At 44.6% G+C, this 26,088-nt stretch carries 22 protein-coding genes and 1 riboswitch; of the genes, 12 read left to right on the top strand and 10 right to left on the bottom strand.

What is annotated here, in order from left to right; all coding sequences use genetic code 11:
- Position 1 precedes the first annotated feature (1 nt).
- Positions 2–1,453, top strand: a complete 1,452-nt coding sequence (locus CRO25_RS18850) for an MFS transporter (protein WP_256863685.1) — start codon at positions 2–4, stop codon at positions 1,451–1,453.
- A gap of 27 nt (positions 1,454–1,480) precedes the next feature.
- Here CRO25_RS18850 and CRO25_RS18845 read toward each other — a convergent pair whose 3' ends face one another.
- A complete protein-coding gene (locus CRO25_RS18845) occupies positions 1,481–2,374 on the bottom strand; it encodes an AraC family transcriptional regulator (RefSeq protein WP_079696038.1) in 894 nt (297 codons plus the stop codon).
- 161 nt (positions 2,375–2,535) lie between these two features.
- On the opposite strand from CRO25_RS18845, the gene CRO25_RS18840 reads away from it, so the two are divergent.
- The 4 genes from CRO25_RS18840 to CRO25_RS18825 all read left to right on the top strand — a co-directional run bounded on the left by CRO25_RS18840 (position 2,536) and on the right by CRO25_RS18825 (position 6,068).
- Complete coding sequence (locus CRO25_RS18840) at positions 2,536–3,447, top strand: DMT family transporter (protein ID WP_079696037.1); 912 nt, start codon at positions 2,536–2,538, stop codon at positions 3,445–3,447.
- A gap of 57 nt (positions 3,448–3,504) precedes the next feature.
- Positions 3,505–3,837: a chaperone CsaA gene (csaA, locus tag CRO25_RS18835; RefSeq protein WP_079696036.1), complete on the top strand. Its 333-nt coding sequence runs from the start codon at positions 3,505–3,507 to the stop codon at positions 3,835–3,837.
- Between the two features lie 192 nt (positions 3,838–4,029).
- Positions 4,030–5,220, top strand: a complete 1,191-nt coding sequence (locus tag CRO25_RS18830) for a glycoside hydrolase family 5 protein (RefSeq protein WP_079696035.1) — start codon at positions 4,030–4,032, stop codon at positions 5,218–5,220.
- Complete coding sequence (locus tag CRO25_RS18825) at positions 5,217–6,068, top strand: metallophosphoesterase (RefSeq protein WP_079696034.1); 852 nt, start codon at positions 5,217–5,219, stop codon at positions 6,066–6,068. Before CRO25_RS18830 ends, CRO25_RS18825 begins: the two co-directional genes overlap by 4 nt.
- A gap of 65 nt (positions 6,069–6,133) precedes the next feature.
- On the opposite strand, the gene CRO25_RS18820 is transcribed toward CRO25_RS18825, so the two are convergent.
- Both CRO25_RS18820 and CRO25_RS18815 read right to left on the bottom strand, forming a co-directional pair.
- Positions 6,134–6,775 carry a DUF2306 domain-containing protein gene (locus tag CRO25_RS18820; protein ID WP_079696033.1) on the bottom strand — a complete coding sequence of 214 codons (642 nt, stop codon included), beginning with the start codon at positions 6,773–6,775 and terminating at the stop codon, positions 6,134–6,136.
- Between the two features lie 49 nt (positions 6,776–6,824).
- Positions 6,825–7,859, bottom strand: coding sequence for a DJ-1/PfpI family protein (locus CRO25_RS18815; RefSeq protein ID WP_079696032.1), 1,035 nt, complete (start codon positions 7,857–7,859; stop codon positions 6,825–6,827).
- 177 nt (positions 7,860–8,036) lie between these two features.
- Here CRO25_RS18815 and CRO25_RS18810 point away from each other — a divergent pair, with 177 nt between their 5' ends.
- The 3 genes from CRO25_RS18810 (at position 8,037) to CRO25_RS18800 (ending at position 11,261) form a co-directional block, all read left to right on the top strand.
- Positions 8,037–8,723: a response regulator transcription factor gene (locus tag CRO25_RS18810; protein ID WP_079696031.1), complete on the top strand. Its 687-nt coding sequence runs from the start codon at positions 8,037–8,039 to the stop codon at positions 8,721–8,723.
- A 1-nt stretch (position 8,724) separates the two neighbouring features.
- Complete coding sequence (locus tag CRO25_RS18805; protein WP_079696030.1) at positions 8,725–10,056, top strand: cell wall metabolism sensor histidine kinase WalK; 1,332 nt, start codon at positions 8,725–8,727, stop codon at positions 10,054–10,056.
- A gap of 203 nt (positions 10,057–10,259) precedes the next feature.
- Entirely contained in the window at positions 10,260–11,261 is a 1,002-nt protein-coding gene (locus tag CRO25_RS18800) for an NADP-dependent oxidoreductase (RefSeq protein WP_079696029.1), read from the top strand.
- Between the two features lie 73 nt (positions 11,262–11,334).
- On the opposite strand, the gene CRO25_RS18795 is transcribed toward CRO25_RS18800, so the two are convergent.
- Positions 11,335–12,180, bottom strand: a complete 846-nt coding sequence (locus CRO25_RS18795) for an AraC family transcriptional regulator (RefSeq protein WP_079696028.1) — start codon at positions 12,178–12,180, stop codon at positions 11,335–11,337.
- Positions 12,181–12,511: 331 nt separating this feature from the next.
- Here CRO25_RS18795 and helD point away from each other — a divergent pair, with 331 nt between their 5' ends.
- The 3 genes from helD (at position 12,512) to CRO25_RS18780 (ending at position 19,524) form a co-directional block, all read left to right on the top strand.
- Positions 12,512–14,941 (top strand): RNA polymerase recycling motor HelD, encoded by a 2,430-nt coding sequence (helD, locus tag CRO25_RS18790; RefSeq protein WP_079696027.1) that lies wholly within the window; start codon positions 12,512–12,514, stop codon positions 14,939–14,941.
- A 262-nt stretch (positions 14,942–15,203) separates the two neighbouring features.
- Positions 15,204–18,053, top strand: coding sequence for a glycoside hydrolase family 2 TIM barrel-domain containing protein (locus CRO25_RS18785; RefSeq protein ID WP_079696026.1), 2,850 nt, complete (start codon positions 15,204–15,206; stop codon positions 18,051–18,053).
- A gap of 124 nt (positions 18,054–18,177) precedes the next feature.
- Entirely contained in the window at positions 18,178–19,524 is a 1,347-nt protein-coding gene (locus CRO25_RS18780; protein ID WP_079696025.1) for an amino acid permease, read from the top strand.
- Between the two features lie 18 nt (positions 19,525–19,542).
- Here CRO25_RS18780 and CRO25_RS18775 read toward each other — a convergent pair whose 3' ends face one another.
- The 6 genes from CRO25_RS18775 to CRO25_RS18750 form a co-directional block, all read right to left on the bottom strand.
- Positions 19,543–20,304, bottom strand: coding sequence for a YqcI/YcgG family protein (locus CRO25_RS18775; protein WP_079696024.1), 762 nt, complete (start codon positions 20,302–20,304; stop codon positions 19,543–19,545).
- Positions 20,305–20,387: 83 nt separating this feature from the next.
- Entirely contained in the window at positions 20,388–21,014 is a 627-nt protein-coding gene (locus CRO25_RS18770; RefSeq protein ID WP_063564972.1) for a LysE family transporter, read from the bottom strand.
- A gap of 112 nt (positions 21,015–21,126) precedes the next feature.
- Positions 21,127–21,750 carry an urea carboxylase-associated family protein gene (locus CRO25_RS18765; protein WP_256716779.1) on the bottom strand — a complete coding sequence of 208 codons (624 nt, stop codon included), beginning with the start codon at positions 21,748–21,750 and terminating at the stop codon, positions 21,127–21,129.
- A gap of 112 nt (positions 21,751–21,862) precedes the next feature.
- Positions 21,863–23,368 (bottom strand): amidase, encoded by a 1,506-nt coding sequence (locus CRO25_RS18760; protein WP_079696023.1) that lies wholly within the window; start codon positions 23,366–23,368, stop codon positions 21,863–21,865.
- Positions 23,369–23,504: 136 nt separating this feature from the next.
- A complete protein-coding gene (locus CRO25_RS18755; RefSeq protein WP_063564970.1) occupies positions 23,505–24,485 on the bottom strand; it encodes a DMT family transporter in 981 nt (326 codons plus the stop codon).
- Positions 24,486–24,629: 144 nt separating this feature from the next.
- A riboswitch (FMN riboswitch) is annotated at positions 24,630–24,781 on the bottom strand.
- Positions 24,782–24,864: 83 nt separating this feature from the next.
- Positions 24,865–25,362: a DinB family protein gene (locus tag CRO25_RS18750; RefSeq protein ID WP_079696022.1), complete on the bottom strand. Its 498-nt coding sequence runs from the start codon at positions 25,360–25,362 to the stop codon at positions 24,865–24,867.
- 136 nt (positions 25,363–25,498) lie between these two features.
- Here CRO25_RS18750 and CRO25_RS18745 point away from each other — a divergent pair, with 136 nt between their 5' ends.
- Complete coding sequence (locus CRO25_RS18745) at positions 25,499–26,059, top strand: CGNR zinc finger domain-containing protein (RefSeq protein ID WP_079696021.1); 561 nt, start codon at positions 25,499–25,501, stop codon at positions 26,057–26,059.
- Positions 26,060–26,088: the final 29 nt, after the last annotated feature.

The following is a 26,088-nucleotide window of genomic DNA, read 5'->3' as shown; positions in this document are numbered from 1 at the left end:
CATGATCATGCATAAATCATCTGCAACAGTTATAAAAGATGTATACACGGCACCTCAGGTGGACCCGCGCCGTTGGATGGCTTTAGTCCTGATTTTGTTGCCGACACTGCTGATTTCGTTGAACAATTATATGATACAGGTGGCTCTTCCAATGATGCAGTCGAGCGTAAAAGCAAGCTTTGGCGAGGCCCAACTTATTTTTTCTGGATATTCGTTAGGACTTGCAGTTGCATTGATTCTGGGTGGGAAACTGGGCGATGTATATGGTCGAAAACGCATGTTGTGGATTGGTGTATTGGGCTTCACCTTGATGGGTCTGTTCGGCGGCCTAGCTTCTAATCCAACGCTGCTCATTGTCATTCGTGTCATCCAGGGTCTATCGGCAGCGATGATCCAACCCCAGGTTTTGTCCATTATACAGAGCAGCTTTCCGGCGAGCGAAAAAGGGTTTGTTTTTGCCATCTATGGTGCTGTTATCGGTGTAGGTTTTACACTTGGGATCATATTAGGTGGCATATTAGTGGACTGGAACCTGTTCAATCTTGGCTGGAGGATCGTTTTTCTATTCAATGTGCCTATAGGATTGCTTGTACTAGCAGGGCTCCACATCATTCCCGAATCACGGGGACATTACAAGCAGAGTATTGACTGGCTCGGCACTGCTGTGGTCATGCTTGGCTTGCTTATGCTCATTTATCCGTTGACGATTGGGCAAAAATCAGGATGGCCGATATGGACTTGGGGCTGTGTGTTTGGTTCACTCTTGCTACTGATCCTATTCGTTCTTCGGCAGAAACGGAGGGAAGAGGAAGGACGCACGCCGTTAATGGAGCTATCCATTTTCAAAATTGGTTCGTTTCGGATAGGTATCATCACAGAAATCGTTGTATATCTGAGCATGTTCTCTTTTTTCTTCATCTTAAATTATTATGTTCAAGCGGGATTACATTTCGATGTTCAATCAACCAGTCTTGTTTTTCTGCCGCTAGGCCTTGGATATTTTGCCACTTCATTATTGTCCTCGCGGATGGGGAAAAGGTGGGGGGATACGGTATTGAAAGCAGGGACACTTACCATGGGTGGAAGTATATTTTTGCTGATGTGGTCTTTGCATACGGATGCCGTTCATTTATTCCATTTCCACAATATATTGATTCTCTTGGTGTACGGGCTTGGTCTGGGCATGGCCACAACCCCACTCGCCAATACGATCTTGAATCGCGTGCCAGCAGCCTCAGCAGGAACCGGATCAGGGCTGTTCACGACCTTTATGTATTTGGCAAACACATTGGGGGTGGCAATGATCAGCATGTTGTTTTCTGCCGCACTGCGTTTGCCCCTTGACGAGGCCGGCCTTGGGGATTATATAAGAGCTTTTTCCATCTCAAGCGCCGCGAGCGGCATACTTGCCTTTGCTGCTTGTGCCTGCATATTCCTGTTAAAAGAAAAGTGAAGTAATTGCACCAGATCAATTCTTTCTTTAATGTTTGATCTCATTACTCGAATTCCGAAAACCCTTAGGCGTTTGGTTTTGATGTTTTTTGAAAGACTGAATGAAGTTATTTACATGGTTAAAACCAACCCTATGAGCTATTTCAGTTACTGTATAATCGGTTGAAATTAATAACTCCATGCTCTTTTTGATCCGGTACTTAATTAAGTAATCATACGGTGTCATATGAATGGTCTTCTTAAAACTCCGTGTGCACTCCGAGATGCTCAGATGTGCTGTATCAGCAATTTCTTGCAGGGTAATATTCGTTGAATACTGCTGATGGATAAAGCTGAGCATGAGTTGAAGGCGCTCTTGCTGAAGTTTTACATATTTGGGCGCCTCCTCGGAGGAAAGCGTAATATTATGAATCAAAATTAACCACAATTGTACGGTTTTGATGGAAACCTCATATTCCCATCCCCATTTTTTTTTCATATCAAATCTCTTTTTCATATCCCATAACATATCTAGCACAATCTGTTGCCATTCTACATCGCCCTTGATTACTAGCGAAACCAGGGCAGAGTCCGTATAAGGTAATACATAATTTTTCTCCATGGCACTATCCGCGTAGAAGGCTAATAGCTTTTCAGGGAAATTAAAGCTCACATATTGTCCGTTGTGGGTCAGATGCGTCGTAACATGCAGAACTCCCTTATTAATTAGGATAGCTTGACCAGCCAATAGCTCATGATCCATACCGTTTACCTGTATAACTAACCTTCCTTGAGTAACCAATGTAATCTGTAGTTCTTCATGCCAATGCAGGTCATTAAATCCTCTACCTTCAGGAATAATTTTCTCGGAATTAGCTGTGTACATAATGTATGGAAATGAAGCATCAGGGAAAAGGATCATCTCGTGAAGCTGCTTTGACATTTAAATGTATCCTTTCGAATGATGATATTTATATATAATATAGCGATATTATTACACAATTAAAACATTAACGATGATATTATTATATCCAATCTTTGTTTTATCACTATAATCCTGTGCACAGAATTTGGATAGAACATTTTGAAGGAGCAAGTTTAGAAATGAATAAATCGTTGTATCCGCCTCATCCGTACATGCTGCTATTTATCAGCATTTTGTCCATCTCAATCTCTTCCATATTGATAAAGTCCTCAGAGACGCCAACCTCTGTAGCTGGGATGTACAGATTGTTCATAACCGTAATACTAATGCTTCCTTTTGTACCTTGGAAAAGTCTTCGAAACCTTAAGATGAACAAAAAAGATTGGAGTGTTGTGTTGTTAGCCGGACTCTTTCTCGGGTTACATTTCTTATTTTGGATGGAGTCATTGGTGCATACCTCTGTTGCAAGTTCCTTGGTCATTTTATCGTTGCAGCCCTTATTTGTAATGGTCGGGTCATACTTCATCTTCAAGGAACGAGCACACATGGTTACCATCCTATGCATGGTCACTGCTCTTGCAGGATCAGTCATTATCGCATGGGGCGACATCGGGGTGTCAAGAGAGGCACTGATCGGAGATGGATTATCTTTATTAGGTACAATCGCGGTTTCGGCATATATGCTTGCTGGACAAAAAGTAAGTCATAAAATCAATGCAAATGTGTACAGCGTTATTGTTTTCTTCCTTGCGGGAAGTGTCTTGCTTATCTACAGTCTATTCAATCATATCTCCCTGACCGGATATAACACTTCAGATTGGATGTATTTCTTGTTGCTTGCCATAATTCCAACCATCTTTGGACAATTACTAATTAATCTATTATTGAAATCTTTAGGCGCAACGACTTTATCTGTGGGTATTATTGGAGAGCCTGTTCTTGCCATCATACTCGCCTTTGTATTTCTGGGAGAAACCATCTCTCTGTTTCAGTTTATAGGCGGGATGATGACCGTACTCGGCATGGGGGTTTATTTTTTGGCAAAATCATTGCGTTATACCACTTCTAACGTTTCTGAGTATCGAACTTGACATGAATTTACAGGAATTATTCTAACCATTAGACAAGTAGAAGAGGAGAATATATATATGGCTACCATTGATGATTTTTTGAAACTGGATATTCGCGTCGGAACCGTTACAAAAGCTGAGTTTTTTGCAGAAGCGAAAGTGCCGGCGATCAAACTTGAGATTGATTTTGGACAAGACATTGGAATAAAAAATTCTAGTGCACAAATTACTAAAAGATATGCAGCCGAGGAACTGATCGGGAAACAAATCATAGGGGTAGTCAACTTTCCACCGCGCCGGATAGCCGGGTTTAAATCAGAAGTATTGGTTCTGGGAGGAATACCCGATAAAGGGGATGTCGTTCTGTTAAAACCAGATATCAAACTGCCCGATGGAACTCCGATTGGATAATAGCTCGTTTTGTCATATTGGCGTAACAGACAACGGGTAAGATGGCTATCGAGGTGATTGACTTTGAAGAAAATATCAACCAAATCGAGTTGGCCTATCGGAAAAAATGTTTTACTCTCAGCGGCCATTTTGATTGCACTAGCTGGATGCAGTTCTAATTCAGCTTCTCCAAAGCCATTGGAGATTTCAGGGATGAACAGCAGTCAGGAGGAGAAGGAGGCCGTTCCTTCGGAGAAAATGAGCTATTGGAATGAACAGCGAAAAGGGACTAATTTTATGAACTCCACATCCCTCCCTGACAACTATGAAGCAGCCAAGGAACAGGGCATAGAGTTTGTACGGCTTGCGCCCGATAAGTGGAGTAAGGATCGAGATTTTTTGTTTAACGACAAGCCAGATGCCAATATTAACGCAGATTTTTTGATAGGCAGCTCGGATAAGTACGAAGGTATCGTGGAAGAAGATTTTGCCCGACTCAAAGCGGATCTGGACGCCGCGGAAGCTAAAGGGATGAAAGTGATTATTACGGTGCTTAGCTTACCAGGAGATCGTTGGCGGCAGTTCAACGGGGCCAAAAATGATGATCGGATCTGGAATAATACTGAATATCACAAGCAGGCCGCTCAGTTTTGGAAGGATCTTGCACAACGATTGAAGAATCATCCTGCCGTCATCGGCTATAACCTGATTAATGAGCCTCATCCGGAAACGGGTACGGGTTTTCATGACTTCTGGACGCAGGATTATTCAGAGTGGTATACCAAAGTGGAACATACCGCAGCTGATCTGAATTCACTCTATGACACGATAACCAAAGAGATCAGGACGGTAGACCAGACAACTCCCATCATTCTGGATTCGGGGCTCTACGCAACACCTTGGGCCTTTACGTATCTGAAACCGATTGATGATCCTAATGTGCTGTATGCTTTTCATATGTATGAGCCTTATGAGATGACAAGCCAGAACAAGAAAAAAGGATTTACGTATTCTTATCCGGGGAGCGTAAAGGTTGGAGATGATAAGACGGAAAAAGAGTTTAACCGTCAGACTCTGAAACAATTTGTCGAGCCTGTCGCCAAGTGGGCTTCTGATCATAACATACCTGCGAACCGGATTATAGCTTCGGAATTCGGAACGAACCGAATGGTTCAAGGTGCAGATCGCTACATGGCGGATCTGATATCTATCTTTAATGAATACGGATGGCATTGGGCTTTCTATGCATTTCGTGAAGATACATGGGATGGGATGGACTATGAATTAGGCAGTGAGAAGCCCAACTGGAAGTATTGGGATGCCATTGAAAAAGGAGAGCAGCCAGTACGCGGTACGGCAGACAATCCGATTTGGAATGAGATCAAGGAAAGCCTGACGAAGTGAAATGGAGAAAGGTCACCATTGCATTATTGCTTGTTCTATTAGGGATCGGCTGTTATGCAAGGGAGATTGAACCTAAAGCACTGGCAGTAACTCGCCTGGATATCGACAATGAATTCGTGCCAATATCTATGAATGGAATTCAAATCGTGCAATTCTCTGACACCCATTTGGGTCCCGATTATTCGGTGGCTCAGCTTCAATCTTTAGTTGATCGTATGAATCGTCTGAAGCCAGATATCGTGGTGTTCAATGGAGATTTAATGGATCATTACACACGCTTTGGCTCGGAAAATAGAAAGAAAGCACAGCAAGTGTTAGCGAAAATAAATGCCCCTCTCGGAAAATATGCGGTTTACGGAAATCACGACAGGGGAGGCGGCGGCAGCCAAAAGTATAAGCAATACATGGAGGACGCGGGATTTACCGTATTGGTCAATGAGGTGCATACGATCCGTACCGCCACAGGGGATAAAATAAACATAGCCGGACTCGATGATTTTTTGCTTGGAAAGCCGCAAGTTAAGCGTACGCTGCAATCGCTCCGTAAAGAGGATTTCAACCTGCTACTCGTTCATGAACCGGATGTTGTGGATCAATTGAGCGCATATCCGATTGACCTGCAGCTGTCCGGCCATAGCCATGGAGGGCAAGTCAGAATTCCTTTGATCAAACCGCTTATCACAACTGCATTAGCTCACAAATATGTCGCAGGACTATACTCTTTGCAAGGCAAAAGCAAGCCGCTAAAGCTATATGTCAACCGAGGAATTGGAACCACCCGAATGCCTCTTCGCTTCTTCGCAAAACCGGAGTTAACCGTGATCCGTTTGACTGCCACAGTAAGCTGATGTTAACTAAGTAAAGCTCCACTCATGGCAAATGCAACCTAGAATGCAGAACAGCCTCCGAAAAATTATTCGTAGGCTGTTTTCAATTTGAAGTTCATTCTGATGATGAATTCTGGAATAACTAGCAGCAAAGCAATAGAGCCATAAATACTTATAGTGTAGCTTGTAACATAAGCCAACCCGAATCCCAGATGAAAAAGGAAAGTGATGAGGTGAATCAACATGTTCGTGAAGCAAAAGGCATAACTTCGAATCATCCAGTTCCGGTGTTGAACCATTCGTTTCTGTTTAATTTGAATGAGAGCGGTAATTGTAATGAATAGCCAGATGATATTAAGCGCATTGAAACCGATACTGCTTATTTTTCCTCCAGTAGCGTAAGGGGCCATATAACCGGAAGTCAGTACAACAAGCGCTACGGACACAATGTAAACATAACCGTTTATACGGTGGAACCTGCGGCTCTTTTCAAAAATCCGATTAGAGAAGTTGAGTAATCCAGACGCCATGGCCAAACATGCAAACGCAACATGAACGTACATGACATTCAGCCAGATCGGAAGATGAAGCTCGCGCTTCGAACCGGTCTTATGGCTTAAAAAGCTTGAAGCTTCAGGGTCTATCCAATAGTTCTTCACTAGAGCATACACAATAAAGAAAATACTGACGCAGGCCAGCCATCCGTATAACGTTCTTCGTTTCTTCATATCAAACTACAACCCCCGAAACTCTTTTTTGTGCACATAGCTAACCAGGCTAGTTTATTCGTTTTCCTGTTAATTTGGAAGCAGGAAGAAGGCCAGCCTTAGCGATTCCATTCATTTTATCTCCATCCACGGCAACTTCGAATTTCAGATTCAAACGCATAGGTTTAGTAATTGACAGGCTCCAGGTCAACTTGTTGTCGCAGAGTACAGGGTTCATAAATGGGATTGTTTCGTTACCTTGTGTTGCTGTGCCCTGGATCACATCAGAAATTGTCTTTATGTAGAGTTTGACCTCCAGTTTACCGACAGGTGTAGCGATTGTTGTGTCCCAATTCCCATCAAAGACGGTTGTCTGAGTTTTCTCATTAAGCAATATGCCAGAGGTCACTACCGTTTGATTCATTACAATGTTCGGTTCGTTGTCCGTCAACGACTTGTGAGTGCTGGGTGCAATGCCTTTTGCTCTCCAAACGGTTCCTCTTCGCTCATACTCAAACAACTGCTCTATCTCGTGTGCGATACGTGGCCCCAGTTCACGTTCGACCAGATACAACGCAACATCAAGCCCCGAGGTCACACCGCCGCCAGTAACCAGATTACCATCATCCACTACGCGTGCCGGGACAGGAATTGCCCCAGTCGCACCAAGTAAATCCATACCCAAACGATGTGTTACAGCAGATCTTCCTTCCAGGAGTCCTCCCATAGCTAACAAGAGGGAACCACCGCAGACTGTAGCGACTAAGATGTCTTTGTGGTCGAGAGCTGTCTTGATCATTGTAGTCAATTCCGTATTCATGGCTTTACCAAGAATGGTAGGAATCGAGTCTGGACCATCTCCTTCAACATTACCGGCTGCACCAGGCACAAGTATGATACCCCCACGTTCCGGGTCAAGAGTGTTGTTCGCTTCAATTGTCAAACCATTCATACCACTAGTCACTGGTCTTGGACCTTCAGCCGTGACCATCTCTACTCTTACGGCGTTGTCGGTATGCATAGAAGCGGCGCAAAATACTTCGTAAGGTGCAACAGCATCCAATAGGTCGAAGCCATCAAATAACACGATCTGAACAGTTAACATTTCATCCATCCCCTTATCTTTAAGTCGTCCGTACTCACAGTTAGAATCGTAACAAACGAATATCTCAAAGGAAGTCCTAGAAAGGTCACAAAACTATAAACAAATCATCACAGAATTTAGTCTCGACTTGGTAAAGGAAGAAAAAATGATAAACTAGATGGCAGAGGTGGGATAAGCATGAGTATGTATCATACGATACTTGTTGTAGATGATGATCAGAGCATCGTCGAGCTATTAAGGGACTTTCTAGAGAATGACCAATTTCACGTAAAGACTGCTTGTGATACGGAACAAGCTTGGGCCATACTGCAACAGCATTCCATAGATTGCATTGTACTGGACATTATGATGCCGGGACAAAACGGATTTGAGCTATGCCGTCGAATTCGAGGGGACAGCAATGTTCCAATCCTTTTCTTGAGTGCTCGCAGTGATGATGTGGACAAGATCCGTGGCCTTACGCTCGGAGGAGATGATTATATCGTCAAAACGGCTTCGCCTGGGGAAATTGTTGCCAGAGTGAAAGCCGTGTTAAGGCGCACTACTTCCAGGCAACCCATGGAAGGGAAGATCTTGGATTATGGACGCATCCAGTTAAATCTGACTGCAAGAGAAGTCCTGGTCGAAGGGGGAAAAGTCGAGCTTACACCTAAAGAATATGAGTTGTTGCGATTATTTGCGGAGCACCCGAGGCAGGTTTTCTCCTACGAACAACTGCTTGCAAAGTTTTGGGAAGGTGTAGGCGACAGGCATACCATTCGGGTTCATCTTAGCCGGCTTCGCGAAAAAGTTGAATCCGATCCAAACCATCCACAATTCCTCATCAACGTGTGGGGAGTAGGATACCGTTTTGAGGGAGTGTAACATGAGAAAACTCCGTATTCGTACATTTACTATGCTTTGTTTATTCTTCTTGCTTACATTGCCTTGGATCTTTTTTGTCACGGCTCACTTTATGGACACTCAGTCGTTTAGCATCTCTACAAGCCAACAGCAAAATGAAACGCTGCAAAGACATCTCAGTGAGATGATCCACATGATTGAAGTTGGTACGGATAAATGGACGGATACCGGTTGGCAAAACGAACTTCATACTGAGTTGAGCAAAGCAAAGATGGATGTGGAGATTGAATCTGCGTCTAATTCGGAAATATATCGTTCCAGCCCGAAGCGTCACAGTCGATTCTCGTCGACCGAACAGTTCTCTGTCATAAAGGAGGGGGAATTGCTGGGGAGGGTTGTTCTTTATCTTCCTAAATCCAACGGAGTTCCAACGATTGCAGCATTTTTCGGACTGCTGCTTTCTTTCTTTGTGGTTGGAGTTGAAATGAGAAGATTCCTCCTTAAACCTCTTGAGAAAATGAGCGAGGCGGCCAGACAAATTGCAGCAGGACATTGGGAAGTCCAATTACCTAAATCCAGAATCACGGAAATTGCCGAAGTCCGTGATGGATTCGAAGTTATGGTGAAGGGGCTTGAACAATCCCACCGTAAACAAGTGGAGCTTGAGGAAGAACGCAGATTTGTCACCGCAGCCGTTGCACATGATTTACGCACACCGTTGTTTGCCTTGCGGGGGTATTTGGATGGATTGGAACAAGGAATAGCTCAGTCACCGGAGAAGGTCACCCGATATATTGCCGTATGCAAAGAGAAATCCGCTCAATTGGATCGATTGGTTGAGGACCTCTTCACTTTTACAAAAATGGAGTACTTAGAAAGTGAACTTAACACGAGAACGCTAGATTTAACACAGATCCTCCGAAGATCGATAGAGAGTGTGAGTCCACAAGCTGAGCAGAAACATATTTCTATCTTAAACCAATTAACTGACGGTTGTTGTATTAACGGAGATTCGTATGTATTGGAGCGTGCGATGAACAATATATTGGAGAATGCCGTTAGATATACGCCATCAGGTGGCGCAATAACAGTCCAATGCTTTAAAGACGGCAATAAAATCAGGTTTATTATCCGTGATACCGGACCTGGCTTCTCTTTCGAAGAATTAGAGCGCGTTTTTGAACCTCTGTATCGTGGGGAAACGTCTCGAAGTCGTGCAACTGGAGGCAGTGGATTAGGATTAACGATCTCACAACGAATGATGAAGCAACATGGAGGCGAACTTATGGTAAGTAACCACCCTGACGGTGGAGCAGTTCTGGCAGGATGTTTACCGCTAACTGACCCGAATTAAAAAGATTTGTGCGGTCCTTGTCTCCTAAGATTATGGTATGTTATTTAACGCGTATTACGATGGATTTTGACTTCAGACTGGAAGAGAGGTAAGCCTTATCCCAGCTTCCAGTCTGGATATCTCGATATTATGCTTGATTTGTTAACGTGCTAGATATAATATGTTCATATGTTTAAACTCATAAACGTAATGGAGTGATTTAAATGCAAGCCATGGTAATTGAGAAATACGGGAAGAATGTTCCCTTGATACAGAAAGAAATGCCTATTCCTCAAATCGGAGATCATGATGTATTGGTGGAAATCCATGCAGTAAGCTTAAATCCGATTGATTTTAAAATAAAAGAGGGCAAGGTAAAGCTCCTGCTGAATTACAAGATGCCATTGATCCTTGGAAATGATTTTTCCGGTGTTGTGGTCAAGGTGGGTAAACAGGTAAACGCTTATAAACCTGGAGATGAGGTATATGGCAGACCTCGTAAAGACAGAATTGGAACTTTGGCTGAATACATTGCTGTCCATGAAGAAGACATCGCGCTGAAGCCCCAAAACTTAAACTTTGAAGAAGCAGCATCCATACCACTGGTCGGTCTTACGACATATCAAGCCTTTTACGATATTTTGAACCTTCAGAAAGGCCAAAAAATATTAATTCATGCAGGATCAGGAGGGGTTGGCACGTTCGCCATCCAGTTGGCCAAATTAATGGGAGCTTATGTTGCCACTACTGCCAGCGATAGAGGTTACGAATTGGTCCAATCCCTTGGTGCCGATCGTATTATCAATTATCGTAAAGAAAATTTTGAAGAAATACTGTCGGGATATGATGCGGTGTATGACACGATAGGAGGCGAGGTGCTGGAAAAATCCTTCCAAGTACTTAAGCCGAATGGGAAAATAGTATCTATTTCCGGTTTGCCGAACGCGAGATTCGGGCGAGAAGCCAACTTAGGCTGGTTAAAGACAGCACTGTTATCGATTGTGAGCCATAAGATTACAACTCTTGAGAAGAAAAACCAAGCAAGATATCATTTTCTGTTTATGAAACCAAGCGGGTTGCAATTAGAGCGAATAAAGGGTTACTTGGAGGAAGGTCTCATTAAACCGGTGATTGATAAGGTTTATGATTTCAAGGATGTCGGGCAAGCATTTCAGTATCTTGAAGGTGGAAGTGCCAAAGGAAAGGTCATCGTTAAAATGAAGTGAAGTGTTCAATGGAGATGGATACCGTTCTTGTCCGAATGGAGGGCAAGAACGGATACTATAATTCTCATTCTCTTTATTTTATCGGTATCCAGATTTGAGGCAGCTGGTGAGGTCCTGGATATACTTCAAGTTCAGGTATACCCGCATGCTTGTAAGGGTTGGAAGGGAACCATTCAGAAATAATCTGCTTCCATAAACGCTGCATACTCTCCGGCATTGGACCTTCGACTTCAAAGACACTCCATTTGGAAGCTGGAATTGTAAAGGATGATAATCCTTCAGGTACTTCACCATCATACGACGTAGCAATCCAGTATTCCATCTGCTTCTCCTGAATCTCGTTCTGATCCACACAGACACCTAATAATCCTTGAATTACACCATTATTCAATTCAAATAAACGATCTTCTTTACCACTCGTATACGCATCCTGCCACATCTTGGCTATGCCTCGTAAGTTTTCCCCATCAATATAAGAGAAAGCCTGCTTTATCCCTACTAATGTAAACGCAGCTTGTTCAACAATTCTGTGATTCATCGGTTCTGCTCCTTTTAGACTTAAATGAATAACCAAACGATTATACGATTTGATAGAAGTACTGTTCTTACGCGCTTCACTGGGGGCAATTCCGTGCTGCCTCCGAAAAGCTTTGGAGAAAGATTCAGGAGTGTCATAGCCATACTTGAGCGCCAGATCAATGATTTTGTGATCACTCTGTATAAGTTCATTTGCTGCCAATGTTAATCGTCTTCGTCTGATATATTCGGCTACGGTAACATCAGTTAATAAGGCAAACGTACGTTGAAAATGAAAGGGAGAAATATGAGCTTGTGCTGCAATTTGCTCCATTGTCATATTTTCGAGTAAATGTTCTTCCATATATGCAATAGCTAGCTGTAATGATTCGATCCAGTTCATACGGTTAACCACTCCTTGATTCTTATAATAGATGAAGACTGATTCAAGAACCTGTCATTATGTGCTTTCATTTGTCCGGTTAGGGAATGAGGGAGAGGGAAACCCAATACACACGAAAAAAGATGACCCCCTGATAAATTCAAAGGCCATCTTTTGGCAAACGAAAAAAAGAATTGAACGAAAAATAACGCTATGATATAATCGTTAGCGCCATTGACAAACAAAATTAAAGTATGTACTTATTTTATCCCTACTTTAATTTTACATCTGGAATTTTGATTTGTCAATGCTCTTTTTCATCCAAAAAATAGGAAAAGGAGTGGTTAGAGAGATGCAAACAAAAGATTGGCAGCTGGAACAGGAACGGCTGGAGTCTGTAAGGAACAAACTGCAGGCCAAAATCGCAGAATTGGAGCCAAAGGTTGCCGGAATGCATGACCAGGCTACGGAAATTCGCAAGCGCTTTTGGGAAGAAGTTACGATCAACACTAGCACCCACGAAGATTTCGAAGAGACCTTCTACACCATTAACCAGCAGTCCGCGGTATTGGCCGAGCGGGAACGTGGTCACATGCGGTTGACGCAGCAATGGAATAACATGAAACGTTTGCTCCCGTCCCCTTATTTTGGCCGCATCGACTTTCAGGAGAAAGGTCTGGCCCACACCGATCAGATCTATATCGGCGTATCTTCTTTTGTCGACCAAGATGGATTGAGCTTTCTGATCTATGATTGGCGTACACCGATCGCGAGCATGTACTACGATTCTTCCCCCGGTGTAGCGTCCTATGTGACGCCGATCGGAAGAATCGATGGCACAATAGAGCTCAAACGGCAATTTCAGATCCATAACGGAGAAATCCGCAATATGTTTGATGCAAATGAAACGATTGGAGACCAATTGTTGCAGCAAGTGCTCGGCAAAGGTGCGGATTCACAAATGAAAAGCATCGTGGCAACCATTCAGAAGGAACAAAACGCCATTATCCGTAATGACACAAGCCGAATGCTTATCGTACAAGGAGCAGCCGGTAGCGGTAAAACTTCGGCAGCCTTGCAGCGAGTGGCGTACTTATTGTACAAACACCGCCAGACGATCAGTGCTGATCAGATCGTCCTGTTCTCACCGAATCCGATGTTTGGCAGTTATATTTCCACTGTCCTTCCGGAGCTCGGTGAAGATAATATGCAGCAGACTACTTTTCAACAATTTCTCGACTATTGGCTCGGCTCTTCGTTGCGTCCGGAGGATGTCTTTGATCAGATTGAATATGTACTGACCGCGCATGAAACTCCAGGCTATGAGGCGCGGCTTCAGGGAATCGAATATAAAGCTTCTGATGCTTTTTTGCAGGCCTTGCAGAACTATGGAAACTGGTTGGGGCAGGAAGGCATGCGATTCAACAGCATTCGGTTTCGAAATCGTGATTTGATTACTGCGGAGCAAATGAGAGACAAATTTTACGGTTATGATCGTTCCCTGCCCTTGCTAAATCGCGTTGTACTCTTGCAGGAGTGGCTGCTGAAAGAGCTGGCTTCCCTGGAACGTATGGAACGTGAAGAATCGTGGGTACAGGAAGAATTGAATTATCTCGACAACGATCAGTATGCGGATATCTTCGAAGTACTGCATAAAGATAAGGAAGTATTTGATATCGCGGAACAGTACGCCCAAATTCGTGAGAAAATAAGTAAGAAGCGTCGAGAAGATGAAGGTGACTTTGACTTTGCCCAGAAGGAGGAGGAACTGCTCGGCCGCAAGATCGTGAAAGAACGGTTTAGCCCACTAAGAAAAGGTATCAAGAAATTCTCGTTTGTTGATATCAAAGGTATATATGGCGAATTGTTTGTTGACGAAGCCACTTATCGGGAGAAAACGAATGCTACGGTTATCCCCTCGCTATGGCCTGAGATATGCAGTCAAACCAAGGAAAGCCTGCTCCAAAACGCGTTGTTCCATGAAGATGCGACTCCCTATTTGTATGTAAAAGAAATGATAGAAGGTGTCCGGACAAACACGGAAATCAAGTATGTCTTCGTTGATGAAGGTCAGGATTATTCAACATTTCAATATGAATATCTCAAAAAGCTGTTTCCCCGAGCCCGTATGACCGTGCTCGGCGATTTCGGGCAAGCGATCTTCACGCAGGCTACTAATTTGGCCGCAGCTGATTCACCACTAGTCCGTCTCTACGGTGAAGCCGAAACAAGCCTTTTCTCCCTAGTACGCAGTTATCGTTCTACGAAGGAGATCGTTGAATTCACAAGAGCGATGCTTCCAGACGGAGATGAAATTGTACCCTTTGAAAGAAAAGGCCCAAAGCCCCTGCTGACGAGAAGCAACGACAGAGAGCAGCTGGATGCACAAATAGTCGCAGATATCGCGTCACTAAGAGCTGAGGGCTTTGATTCCATCGCTATTATTACGAAGACCGCCGCCGAAAGCCACAAGGCCTATGAATCGTTACAGATTCAAGGAGGCGAAGCTTTACAGCTCGTTACAAAGGAAACGTTCAACTTCGAAAAAGGTGTAATGGTCATTCCTGTGTACCTTGCCAAAGGTGTTGAGTTCGATGCAGTCTTGGTCTATGATGCTTCGTCTGGAGCTTATAGCCGCGACAATGAACGCAAACTTCTTTATACGGCTTGTACGCGAGCTATGCATCGCCTTCATCTGTACATGGCGGGCGATTGGTCGCCTTTCATACAGGCCTTGCCAGCGGATTTGTATGAGGAATCAGAGGCCTATACAACCCAGTAAACATGCCGGGACTGTCAGATCTAACAGCGTATGAGAATTGAACTACTCAAATAAGTAGCACTAGTCGCCTTTTAGGCGACTTTTTTTGAATTTCTAAGTCATTATAGAGACGAACTTGTCAGCGATAAGCTTTTGATTATTTCCATATTGTTATACTCAGCATAAATTTTATTATATGGGTGGACTAAGATTACAGTTATATAATAGAAATACGTAAACTGAAGAATAGATTGCATACATAAAGTATAGAGGAGCTAAGATCATGTTAACCAAAATGAACTTGCAGGGAAGCTGGGAGCTTCAACTGGATGAACATAAACAAGGCGCTCAAGGCCCATTTGACGATACCATAACACTGCCGAACACGACTTCTCATGCACGCAAAGGAAGAAAGAATGATGTGGCTCACATCGGGTCTTTGACTGATGAATATGCATATGAAGGATGGGTGTGGCTGAAAAGGGAGATTGATATACCTTCAACGCTTGCTGGCAAGAAATGCAGTTTGTATCTGGAACGCACGCGCATAACCAAGTTATGGGTCGATGGTGAAGAAGTTGGAGCACAGGATAGTCTTAACACCCCCCATATATACAGCTTACCGGAAGGGCTATCGCAGGGAGAACACACCCTCACCATCCGAGTCGATAATACGGAATATCCGACGAAAGGCGGACATCTTACATCCATCGATACTCAGACCAACTGGAACGGAATTACCGGGAAGCTGGAGCTTCATTTTTACCACGATGTGCACTTGGGTGAGGTACAGATCTATCCCAATGCTACAGAGCGAACATTCAGAATCACAAGTACATTGTCCACATCGATACCAGGTACTGTATTGTCCGTTACTGCGCAAACCTTCAAGCCCCTCTTAAAAGAGACTCATGGATATATAGCATCAGACAGAAATCATGTGGTGATTGAGCAAACTTATCCATGCAGCCAGGACGAAGTTCATGTGCTCTACAAGATGGGAGACGACGCATTGCTCTGGAGTGATTCAGATCCACATCTGTATGTGCTGACCCTTACTCTGTTGGGGGAACATGGCGATGTGCTGGATACAACCGAAATCATAACAGGACTGCGAGATTTTGAAGCTAATGGAGATGCTTTTACCATCAATGGTCGAAAGACCTTTCTTCGTGGAAAACATGATGGTCTAATCTTCCCGCTTACAGGTTACGCGCCAACCGATGTGGATGAATGGCTGCGAATCCTGAGCATTTCCAAATCATATGGTATAAATCATTATCGTTTCCATACCTGTTGCCCGCCTGAAGCAGCGTTCACCGCTGCAGATATGCTTGGCATCTATATGGAACCTGAATTGCCATTCTGGGGTACAATCACGGATGAACTCGACCCACAGCACAATCAGGCTGAACAGGACTATCTTATTCGTGAAGGCTTTGCCATGCTCAAGGCGTTTGGGAATCACCCTTCTTTTGTAATGATGTCACTCGGTAATGAACTTTGGGGCAGTAAAGAAAGACTGAATGCCATTATTAAAGCGTACAGAGCATTTGATCCACGCCATCTGTACACCCAGGGTTCAAACAATTTTCAGTTCACTCCGCTGATTCTAGAGGAAGAAGATTTTTACTGTGGCGTACGTTTTTCCAAAGATAGACTTTTCCGCGGCTCCTATGCCATGTGTGATGCTCCGTTGGGTCATGTTCAAACCGACGTGCCTGGTACTCTGAAGGACTACGACGACATGATCTTGCCCGTTGGAACAGTTTCGGAGAGTGAGGGAATTCAAGCAGAAGAGTCGGAAATTCAAATTCAATATGGAACGGAAGCCAAGACCGTGAAAGCCGCTTCTGTTGAAGAACAGCTCATTCCGCATCTACCCGTCATCTCCCATGAAATTGGACAATATGCCATGTACCCGAATTATGAAGAGATCGAGAAGTATACCGGATCGCTGAAGGCAAAAAACTTCGAGGTGTTTCGGGAACGATTGCAATCCAAAGGAATGGGACATCTGGCTGAACCCTTTTTCAAAAGCTCTGGCAAACTTGCAGTAGCCTGCTATAAGGAAGAACTTGAGGCGGCATTTCGATCCAATCATCTGGCAGGATTTCAATTGCTCGATCTTCAGGATTTTAGTGGACAGGGGACCGCACTGGTAGGTATTTTGGATGCCTTCATGGATTCGAAAGGGGTGGTTACTCCCGAGGAGTGGAGGACGTATTGCTCCGATGCAGTGCTTCTGGCCCGATTCGAGAAATTTAACTACAATTCGGGTGAAGATTTCAATGCCCATATTCAATTAAGGTACTACCGAACAGATTCATTGAGGGGTCAGACTGTGGAGTGGGAAATGCGTGATTCGGATCAGCGGATTGCACAAGGAAAAGACGAGATTTCTTTTGTCTCTGGAGAAACTTGGTTTGAAATAAGTCAAATAAAGTTCAAGCTGCCTGATGTGAAAAAGATGACGCCAATCACTCTATCCCTGCATATTCCAGGTACCGATATTCGGAAACAATATGACCTATGGGTATACCCTGATCATGATGTGACAGCTATTGAACAAGACTATATTTATAAGGAATTGTCCGATGAAGTAATTGCCTTACTTGAAAAAGGTGAGAGCGTGCTGCTGCTCCCAACACTCGAAGATAACGACAGTTCAGTCGAAGGCACATATTGTACCGATTTCTGGTGTTATCCGATGTTCCGATCCATTTCGGAAAGCATGAACAAGCAAGTTCCCGTCGGCACACTAGGCCTTCTAATCAATAACTCACACCCTGCATTGAAGCACTTTCCAAGTGAGACCCATTCCACTTATCCTTGGTGGCATATCGTTATGAATTCACGGTCTGTTATTTTGGATAAGGTAGCAGAGAATGTTCAACCTTTCGTTCAAACCATCGATAATTTTGAACGTAATCATAAGCTAGGGCTGCTGTTTGAATGCCAAGTTGGAAAAGGTAAGCTGCTTGTTGGGGCACTAAATTATGATAAATTGATTAAACAGACAGAAGGGCGCCAGTTACTTTACAGCCTTGCACAATATGTAAAAAGTGAGGACTTCCAACCGGAAGCCAAGATAGAAATGGATGATCTTCAACAGTTGTTAGGCAAGAAATAGGTATAGTTAACGTAAACATTATTATGTAAACTTATTTAAGTCAGTTTCATTTCTTTTTACCTTAATGACATAAAACCTCCATCATATGTAAACCGTAATGGGGTACGCATGAAGGAGGATACATATGAAAAGTCATGTGCATCAAAAAGAAGAAGAGAAACTGAGCTGGATTAGTCTTTCCTTATTTGGAGCAGGGTGTACGCTGGGAACCGGATTTTTCCTCGGAACAAGTCTGGCTATTCATTGGTCCGGTTTATCCGTGCTTGTACTTTTGGTGCTGGCTGCTGCGGGGACCTATTTTGTATTTGGAGCATTAGCTCAGATGACGGCAGAAGATCCGAAAGAAGGGGCTTTTCGAACATATGCCGGTGAAGCGTTCGGCCCATGGGCCGGTTTCGGAAGCGGATGGATGTATTGGTCTTCCGAAATGCTGATCATGGGCAGTTCATTAACTGCTCTCGGATTATTCTCTCAATTTTGGTTTCCCAAGTTTCCGTTGTGGGTGTTTGTGGCAGTATACGCATGTATTGGATTGTTCATCGCCGCATTGGGAGCCAAAGGGTTAACTCAAACAGAAAATGTACTCGCCGTAATCAAGTTAGCTGCAACGGTTGCTTTTATCGCGATTGCAGCAGCGGCTTGTCTGGGCTGGTTAGATGTGAAGATTACGCCGCAGAAAATAACGAATGAATGGTTCCCTCACAAAATAAAAGGCGTGTGGACCGGGTTTATTTATGCCTTTTTTGCCTTTGCCGGGATTGAGGTCATGGGTTTAATGGCAGCCAAGCTGAAAGAACCTAAAGATGCAGTGAAATCAGGCAGAGTGATGTTATTAACCGTCAGTACGCTGTATGTTGTGGCGATTGCCTTAATCCTTCTTCTGGTTCCTGCTGCTAAATTAACACCAGACGAGAGTCCTCTCGTCAAAGCGATGTCATCGATTGGATTTACGGTCGTGGTTCATATTCTCAATGGAATTTTGATTATCGCCGGGTTCTCCACGATGGTCGCTTCAATCTATGCGATTACGTCCATGTTGGTTAAATTGGGTGAAGACGGAGATGCACCGAAGATGTTTACGAAGACTTGGGGAAAAAAGAACATGCCCCTATATGCATTAGGATGCACAGCGGCCGGATTAATTCTTTCTACTCTCATGGCGTTATGGATGCCTAAGAGCCTATTCGAATATGTAACAACCGCAGGCAGCTTGGTATTAATGTATACCTGGCTTCTGATTTGTATCACGTATATCAAGAAAATGAAGCCAACAAGTTGGAATCGCATCAAAGTATGGATCGCCATGGTCCTTATACTTGCAGCAGTTGCTGGCACGGCTATGGAAAAAGCCAGCAGAAGAGGTCTGCTGGCAAGTATAGGTCTTGTTGTATTGATAGCCTTGATTACTTACATTGTAAACAAAGTACGAAAACCGCAACCTTCGCCATCTACTGAGCCATCAAAATCCTGAATTAGTGTCTCGTATCAGCTATTTCGTTAATTTACTAATGGCTTGCTTCATGCGCATAAAAGGACATTTGGAAGGGGCCTGCTCGTCATCGGGCAGGAAATATTGTTTCCATTCCAGATTATCCTGTTCCCCATACCACATGAGCGAAGGATGAGCAGGAACGGCATCATAGGCAGCCAAACGCTTACGAATCAAGGTTTTCATTTTCTTCCCAAGAGGTGTGTTGTCATTAATCGATTCAAACACCCACCGTGGTTGAAAAGCAAACATAAGATAAGGGAAGTGCCTACTGGCTCTAAGTTCGTGCGCGGGAGTGGCACAGAAACAAAAGTAAGGCTCCCCGCCAAAGCAAAATTCCCATGTGGCTTCATGCGGATCGGTCGAAATATGTTCAGGCCAGGAGGCAGTATCCAGTGAACTTACCCGGTTAAGCATCTCCCAGAACAAGGACTGATACTGCTCAACTGTTGTGTTGTTTCTCAAATCATCCGGTGTCTCGCAAATGACAACCAAAGAAGCATAATGTCCCGTATCCCGGGATACGGGTCCATATTGACTAAGTAATTCCGCCATGTCTTCAGCAGAAGCTTGTGTACGCGGATCCCTGGTGAATCCGTATCTCAAATGTCCGGAGAGAAAACCCATCCGTCCGGGTACACAAGGATACGTATTATCCTCATCTGCAATCATATTGGAAAATTTTGAATAAGCGTCCTGCTGCCATTCGGGCAGACCTTTGAATGATGCATTTATTTCATCGGCACTGTACAGCTCTGCCATGGATTCCCCAACTCCATTCCACATGATACCGTTAACGTATTAATGCGGATGGCGTTGGGTGACTGTCCAGTGTAGTTTTTATGTCAGAAAAAGATAGATCGTACTGCTTCAAAACCGAAGTACAGGCCAAATCCGATCAGACAGATCCCTGAGATAATGGAGATCCAGCGCAAAACGGTTTCGTTGCTGCGTTTATGAAATCGACTAGCCATGCCAGCCATGATGACATCCCAGACAAGGATTCCTATGAAAATACCAGAACTGTATAGTAGCAGATGAGCGGTGTCGGTATGCTTCACGGTTGTAGCAAGGATAGAGCCGTAAATGCCGAGCCAGAATAAAATATTCAGGGGATTGGACAGGGCCATGAGAAAGCCAGAGACAAAAGATTTCCCAACCCTCGCTTCTGCTGTAGAAGAGGTTTGGATACCGTCTTTTAACTTGGAAAGTGTTTCCACACCGGTATACACCAGAATAAAACTGCCAAAAGACCAAAGAAAAGAGCGCATGAAAGGTGTGTCCAGAAAATGGGCAACTCCAAAGTAGATCAGAAGCATGTACACCAAATCGGCAAACATGGCTCCCAGTCCCAGAATCCAGGCATGCATAAATCCGTGGCGGGCTCCGCGATCCAACTGAGCGGCATTGATCGGACCAATTGGAGCGGATAGTGAGATTCCCAGAATAATATAACTAAACAGTACAGACATATACGCGTTCACTCCTTAACGGGTTCGACGAATTGTACCGGTAAGTCACACACATATGGGTACAAGTCATCGTATTCCCGTCTGGAGCAAATTAGAACAAGCTGTGCGTCGCTTAATCTAATAAGGACTCTACATCCAGCTGAATGGCTGTACAATGATATCCGTTGCATGAGCTTTCTTCACATGGGCAGGCGGATAAACCGACAACCAGATCGGTCAATGCCTCCATCTCCACATAATCACCAGCACGCGAATCAGGAGCTACGACATCAATCTTGCCCAGATCATCTACAACCGATTTCATAAACAGATTAAATGGATAATGCTGATCCGGTGGCAAGATCCCGAACGGTTCAAGAGCCTGATTTAGGTTATGATAGCAGCTGGCATGATCCTTTTTGTCATATAATACTTCATACATTTCCGGACGACAGGCGGAGTTAAAAAAATCATGAACACCAACCGTGTCACGAACGATCTTAAGCAACGGCTGATATTGATTGGAATACACGGACTGTCCTGGTTTGATCCGGTAGGACCGCAGTACGTCCATCGTTACACCTGGGTCTAATCGATTATTGGCATTTTGAGCATCATATGCAACAAAATCAACGACCTGCTGACCCTCCAAATCGGTCACACGAATTAATGAACCTTTATTTACCTTGACGGCATAACCCGTTTTGGCCGGGATACGAACAGACTGTTTATGGCGTTCCGTTGTATTCATATTCATTCGTCACATTCCTCCGCAGTTTTTGCTTTCAGTATGCGGAGCTGACATGGCTTTCATGCACATTGGCAAACATAAGGCTCACATTGAAAATGATACAGGTTGTATTCAGCGTTTATGCTGGAAACAGTGGATTACCCTTCATGCCGACCCATAGTTCGGATGTTTCCAGCTGACCAGCCAGATGAAGCAACCAGTCTTCACGGCCTTTGGTTGCCATAATCTGTACACCCATGGGCAGGCCTTCAGGAGTCAGATGCACAGGAACACTCATGGCGGGTTGACCCGTCAGATTCGCGAGCTGAGTGAACGGAGTGTAGGTAAGACTTGGTTCAAACATCTCATAAATCAACTGCTGCTGCTGGATCTTGTCCAAATCGCTAATACGCATCAGATGCTGAATTTGTTCATCATGAGGTGTCAATTCGCCGATTTTGGGTGCCGGAAAAGCATTGACAGGTGTGACATAAAAATCATAGCGTTCAAACAATGTGGACATCTGAGCTGCGGCAACATCCCATTCAGCCAGACTATGTACGAATTCGGCAGCGGATACTTTTTTGCCGGCTTCAGTCAGAACCCAGGACTCGATCTCCATATCATCAGATGTTAATGATCTGCCCATAGAACGTTCCATCGAAGAGATCATCGCCGCCATTTCGCCGCTGTTCATCATGTAATAGTTCTCCATCAATTTGACTCCATTAACCGGACTCAGCTTTTCTTCAACCTCATGACCTTGTTCTTCCAGCCAGCAAACCGTCTTATATACAGCTTCTTTGGCTTCATTACTCACAGGTGTTCCTACAGGCGAAGCTGTCGTGTAAGCGACTTTCAGTTTGCGTTGATGAGGATAGTTCATATCAGCCAAGTAGCTGCCTGGAAAGAGGGGAGCATGAAACGCAGCTTCGGGCTGAATCACTTGCAGTGTGTCCAGTAAACCAGCACTGTCGCGAACGGAGCGGGACAAGGCAAAATCAATCGAAGCACCCTGCCACTGACGACCAACTCCTGGTCCAACAGGTGTCCGTCCTCGTGTAGGTTTTAGTCCGAACAAGCCGCTGAATGAAGCAGGGATTCGGATGGAACCGCCACCGTCACTGGCTCCCGCAAGGGGTACAATACCCGAGGCTACTGCAGCTGCGGCGCCTCCACTTGAACCACCTGGCGAATGATTAATATTCCATGGATTTCGACTTGGACCGTGAAGACGGGGCTCAGTAATATTTTTCAGGCCAAATTCCGGTGTATTGGTATGTCCGATGATAATGAAGCCTGCATCGCGCAGACGGGAAACGAAATTAGAATTCCGCTGTGCCCGATGCTCACTGAGAAGACGAGAACCCGAGGTGAGAATTTCACCTTCCAGGGATTGAGAGATATCTTTCAATAACAAGGGCACGCCGGCAAAGGGCTGCTCTCCCGGGCGAACTATACTCGCTTCCTGACGTGCACGTGTTTCATATGTACGAATGACTGCATTGAGCTGCGGGTTCACTTCTTCCAGGCGTGCATACGCCGCTTCCAGCAATTCGACAGGAGATATCTCCCGTGCGCGAACCAATTCAGCCAAACCTATAGCATCGTAAGATGTATACGAAAATGATGAAGACGAAGACATGATGATCTTTCCTCTCTAAATTGACTTAATCTACTATTCCATAAGTCATCGTACCACCGGAATAGCGAAAAGACAAAAGGCACTGAACATCTCAAAGGATGTCCAGTGCCTTAATTGATTTGCTTTTATATAAAATTCAATCCGTACGGAGCTTTGGTGCACCGTCAGCCGGAGTCGCTGATCGTTCTTGCTGTTTGGAGATGGCGAATAGGGCAATCCAGATGAGGATGAAGCCCACCAGTTGCTCCCATGTAATTAATGTGCGGAATGCAATCCAGTTTACCAGTACACCGGCCATCGGGAAGCTCAGTTCTGCGAGCGTTGCGACTGAGGCCTTGGTGGAGGAGAGCCCTTTGTAATATAACAGAAGACTCAGTAACCCTGGCAGTAATGCCTGACCCAGAATATTAAGTGCTACAGCCGCCTGTTCACCTGTAGCGGAAGGGAATGTCCAGGCAGCACCTTCGTTCCACGTCATAAAGATCAGCAGTGGCAAGGCTACGACAAAGCGCAGAGAGGTGACCGTTTCATAACGGGTTTGCCCCAGCATCAGCCGCCCCATAACTGTTGAACCGCCCCACAATGCAGCTGCACCCAGTGATAACAGGCTACCTGCATGAACCCAATTGTCCCAGTTGCCAAGGGGAAGGGTAAATCCAAACGTGAGCAGGTATGTTCCTGCAAGTGCAATGATAAACAGTCCACCGAAGCGGCGAGGCAATGTTTCTTTCAGCAGCAGCTTAGCCAGAACAATCGCAAATAGCGGCTGCATCTTTTGCAATAACAAAACGGTGTTGGGATCGTTATGCGTAAGTGCCAGGGTGAACAATACCGTGGCGAGAGCAGATCCTCCCCAGGAGATAAATATCACGGCAATCCAGTGGCGAGCACGCAGGTTTTTCAGATCGGCCCGGAACTTCCATAACACGGGAATCGCCACAAGGCTGACAATAATATGTTCCACCAGTACAATCTGCGTGGAGGTCATCGTTTTGAGCAAAATAATACGGAACAGTGGATCTACACCCCAAAGGGCGGCGCCGAGCACGACGAGCCAGAATCCGGTATTACTTCGTTCCTTGCGGTAAACTGTTGATGCAGGTTGTGTCTTTTCCATATTCAGGACTCCTTCGTCAGAACACGGAATCTTCAGTTGGCAAAATCGACAAAAGCCCCCGTTTTGGTATACACCAAATAAACGGGGGCTCAATCATTGACATGCCGTACGAAAATAAGCCTTTCCGTAACGGCATGTCAATGTGTTGATCTTCTCTCATCCGGACTTTACCGTCGGCCTTGGAGTCACACCAAGTCAGTCGCTGAATCCCTACATCGGGTCAAACAGCGAGTCGCGGGCTGGTTCCGAAGAACATCACCGCCGGTTGGGAATTGCACCCTACCCCGAAGATCCTATTCAATTATATTGTGTATTGAACAAGCTGTAACATTAATAAGTCCATCTTATTCCTGTAAGCGCTAGCAGTTCAAGTGTTTTTTTAGAATATGATATTCCAGCTTCCTTGTTGTCTGCGTAATAATACAATCTGTCCTGCATGATACGCATCGTGGAGTACCCAGCGGGCAAGCTCATGTGCCCATTTTTCATCTGTATCCATGTACGGGGCTTCAAGATCGGATTCTTCTAATGAAGCGAGCTGATCACGAAGTTGTCTGGCTAATTGCGTTGTATTTTGCACAAGTACACTCCAGCCAGCAGTATCAGAAGGGTCGCCCGGATCTCCGAAGGTGGATTCATTGTTTTCGGCAGGTGCACCAGAGGGTGTTGTGCCCTGAATACGACTCAACAAGCGATGATTATAGTAATACATATGGTTAACCAACTGCCAGATACTTAATCCACCGGCTGATGGAACCCAGGCTGCTTGTTCAGCAGTCAGTCCTTCGAGTGCCTTGGATAAAGGTACAATCCAGTTACATTGATCCCAGGTATCATCTTTCTGAATGAGCAATAGTTCTGTTGCTGTTGTAGTCATTGATTTTTCCTCCCTAAAATGAATTCATGGTAACTAGCTAAAGTGCTTAAATGTGGTTACAATTAATATAACCCAAACATGAATGTTTGTAACTATCTTTTTGAATCTAGGTAGTTACATTTTAGCGGAGGTACGTATGGATAGACTATGGACTGATTTTGTGAACAGTGATTACCATGACTGGCGTGGTGGGGATCGTTCAGAGGACAGGCTTGGCAAAACCGAATGGCAGCAAGGATTTCTCAAACAATGGCAACTGAATGCATCTGTACCTGCTTCTTCTGAAGAGGAGGGAGCACTGAGGAACTTCAGAAATGAATTGCAGGCTCTTGCAACTCGTTTATCTGGCGGAAATGCATTATCGAACCAAGACCTGGAATGGCTAAACGCCATGATGAAGGAAGGTCAGGTAATAAGAAGACTGAACGCTGGAGATGAGGGACTGAATCTTTCGCTTATCCCTGTAGGAAATCAATGGCAGCAGGTCATGGCGGAGGTTGCAGCCGATTTTGCCATCACTGTAGTTGAAGGGGATGGGGGAAGGATTCGTATCTGTGACAATGCGGATTGTCGCTGGATGTTCTATGACGATACGCGCAGCAGAACCCAGAAGTATTGTGATGACAAGATGTGTGGTAATCTGATGAAGGTTAGAAGATTTAGGGCAAAACAGAAGAATGATCAGCAGCAAGAGTAAAGTGTATGAGAGTAAGGAGTATGCACAGA

This window comes from Paenibacillus sp. RU5M (assembly GCF_900221055.1).
Classification (GTDB): Bacteria; Bacillota; Bacilli; order Paenibacillales; family Paenibacillaceae; genus Paenibacillus; species Paenibacillus marchantiae.
The sequence above is the reverse complement of the archived record's forward strand: the minus strand, read 5'-3'. Positions and strand labels throughout refer to the sequence as shown.

Coding starts and splice junctions, on each gene's coding strand:
- CRO25_RS18815 (WP_079696032.1), bottom strand. CDS start 7,859: ATGTTAACTGTTCAGATCGTGTTATTTGATGGCTTCGACCTATTGGAT.
- CRO25_RS18810 (WP_079696031.1), top strand. CDS start 8,037: ATGAGTATGTATCATACGATACTTGTTGTAGATGATGATCAGAGCATC.
- CRO25_RS18745 (WP_079696021.1), top strand. CDS start 25,499: ATGGATAGACTATGGACTGATTTTGTGAACAGTGATTACCATGACTGG.
- CRO25_RS18755 (WP_063564970.1), bottom strand. CDS start 24,485: ATGGAAAAGACACAACCTGCATCAACAGTTTACCGCAAGGAACGAAGT.
- CRO25_RS18780 (WP_079696025.1), top strand. CDS start 18,178: ATGAAAAGTCATGTGCATCAAAAAGAAGAAGAGAAACTGAGCTGGATT.
- csaA (WP_079696036.1), top strand. CDS start 3,505: ATGGCTACCATTGATGATTTTTTGAAACTGGATATTCGCGTCGGAACC.
- CRO25_RS18845 (WP_079696038.1), bottom strand. CDS start 2,374: ATGTCAAAGCAGCTTCACGAGATGATCCTTTTCCCTGATGCTTCATTT.
- CRO25_RS18850 (WP_256863685.1), top strand. CDS start 2: ATGATCATGCATAAATCATCTGCAACAGTTATAAAAGATGTATACACG.
- CRO25_RS18750 (WP_079696022.1), bottom strand. CDS start 25,362: ATGACTACAACAGCAACAGAACTATTGCTCATTCAGAAAGATGATACC.
- CRO25_RS18795 (WP_079696028.1), bottom strand. CDS start 12,180: ATGAACTGGATCGAATCATTACAGCTAGCTATTGCATATATGGAAGAA.
- CRO25_RS18830 (WP_079696035.1), top strand. CDS start 4,030: ATGAACAGCAGTCAGGAGGAGAAGGAGGCCGTTCCTTCGGAGAAAATG.
- CRO25_RS18805 (WP_079696030.1), top strand. CDS start 8,725: ATGAGAAAACTCCGTATTCGTACATTTACTATGCTTTGTTTATTCTTC.
- CRO25_RS18775 (WP_079696024.1), bottom strand. CDS start 20,304: ATGGCAGAGCTGTACAGTGCCGATGAAATAAATGCATCATTCAAAGGT.
- CRO25_RS18760 (WP_079696023.1), bottom strand. CDS start 23,368: ATGTCTTCGTCTTCATCATTTTCGTATACATCTTACGATGCTATAGGT.
- helD (WP_079696027.1), top strand. CDS start 12,512: ATGCAAACAAAAGATTGGCAGCTGGAACAGGAACGGCTGGAGTCTGTA.
- CRO25_RS18765 (WP_256716779.1), bottom strand. CDS start 21,750: ATGAATATGAATACAACGGAACGCCATAAACAGTCTGTTCGTATCCCG.
- CRO25_RS18800 (WP_079696029.1), top strand. CDS start 10,260: ATGCAAGCCATGGTAATTGAGAAATACGGGAAGAATGTTCCCTTGATA.
- CRO25_RS18840 (WP_079696037.1), top strand. CDS start 2,536: ATGAATAAATCGTTGTATCCGCCTCATCCGTACATGCTGCTATTTATC.
- CRO25_RS18820 (WP_079696033.1), bottom strand. CDS start 6,775: ATGAAGAAACGAAGAACGTTATACGGATGGCTGGCCTGCGTCAGTATT.
- CRO25_RS18770 (WP_063564972.1), bottom strand. CDS start 21,014: ATGTCTGTACTGTTTAGTTATATTATTCTGGGAATCTCACTATCCGCT.
- CRO25_RS18785 (WP_079696026.1), top strand. CDS start 15,204: ATGTTAACCAAAATGAACTTGCAGGGAAGCTGGGAGCTTCAACTGGAT.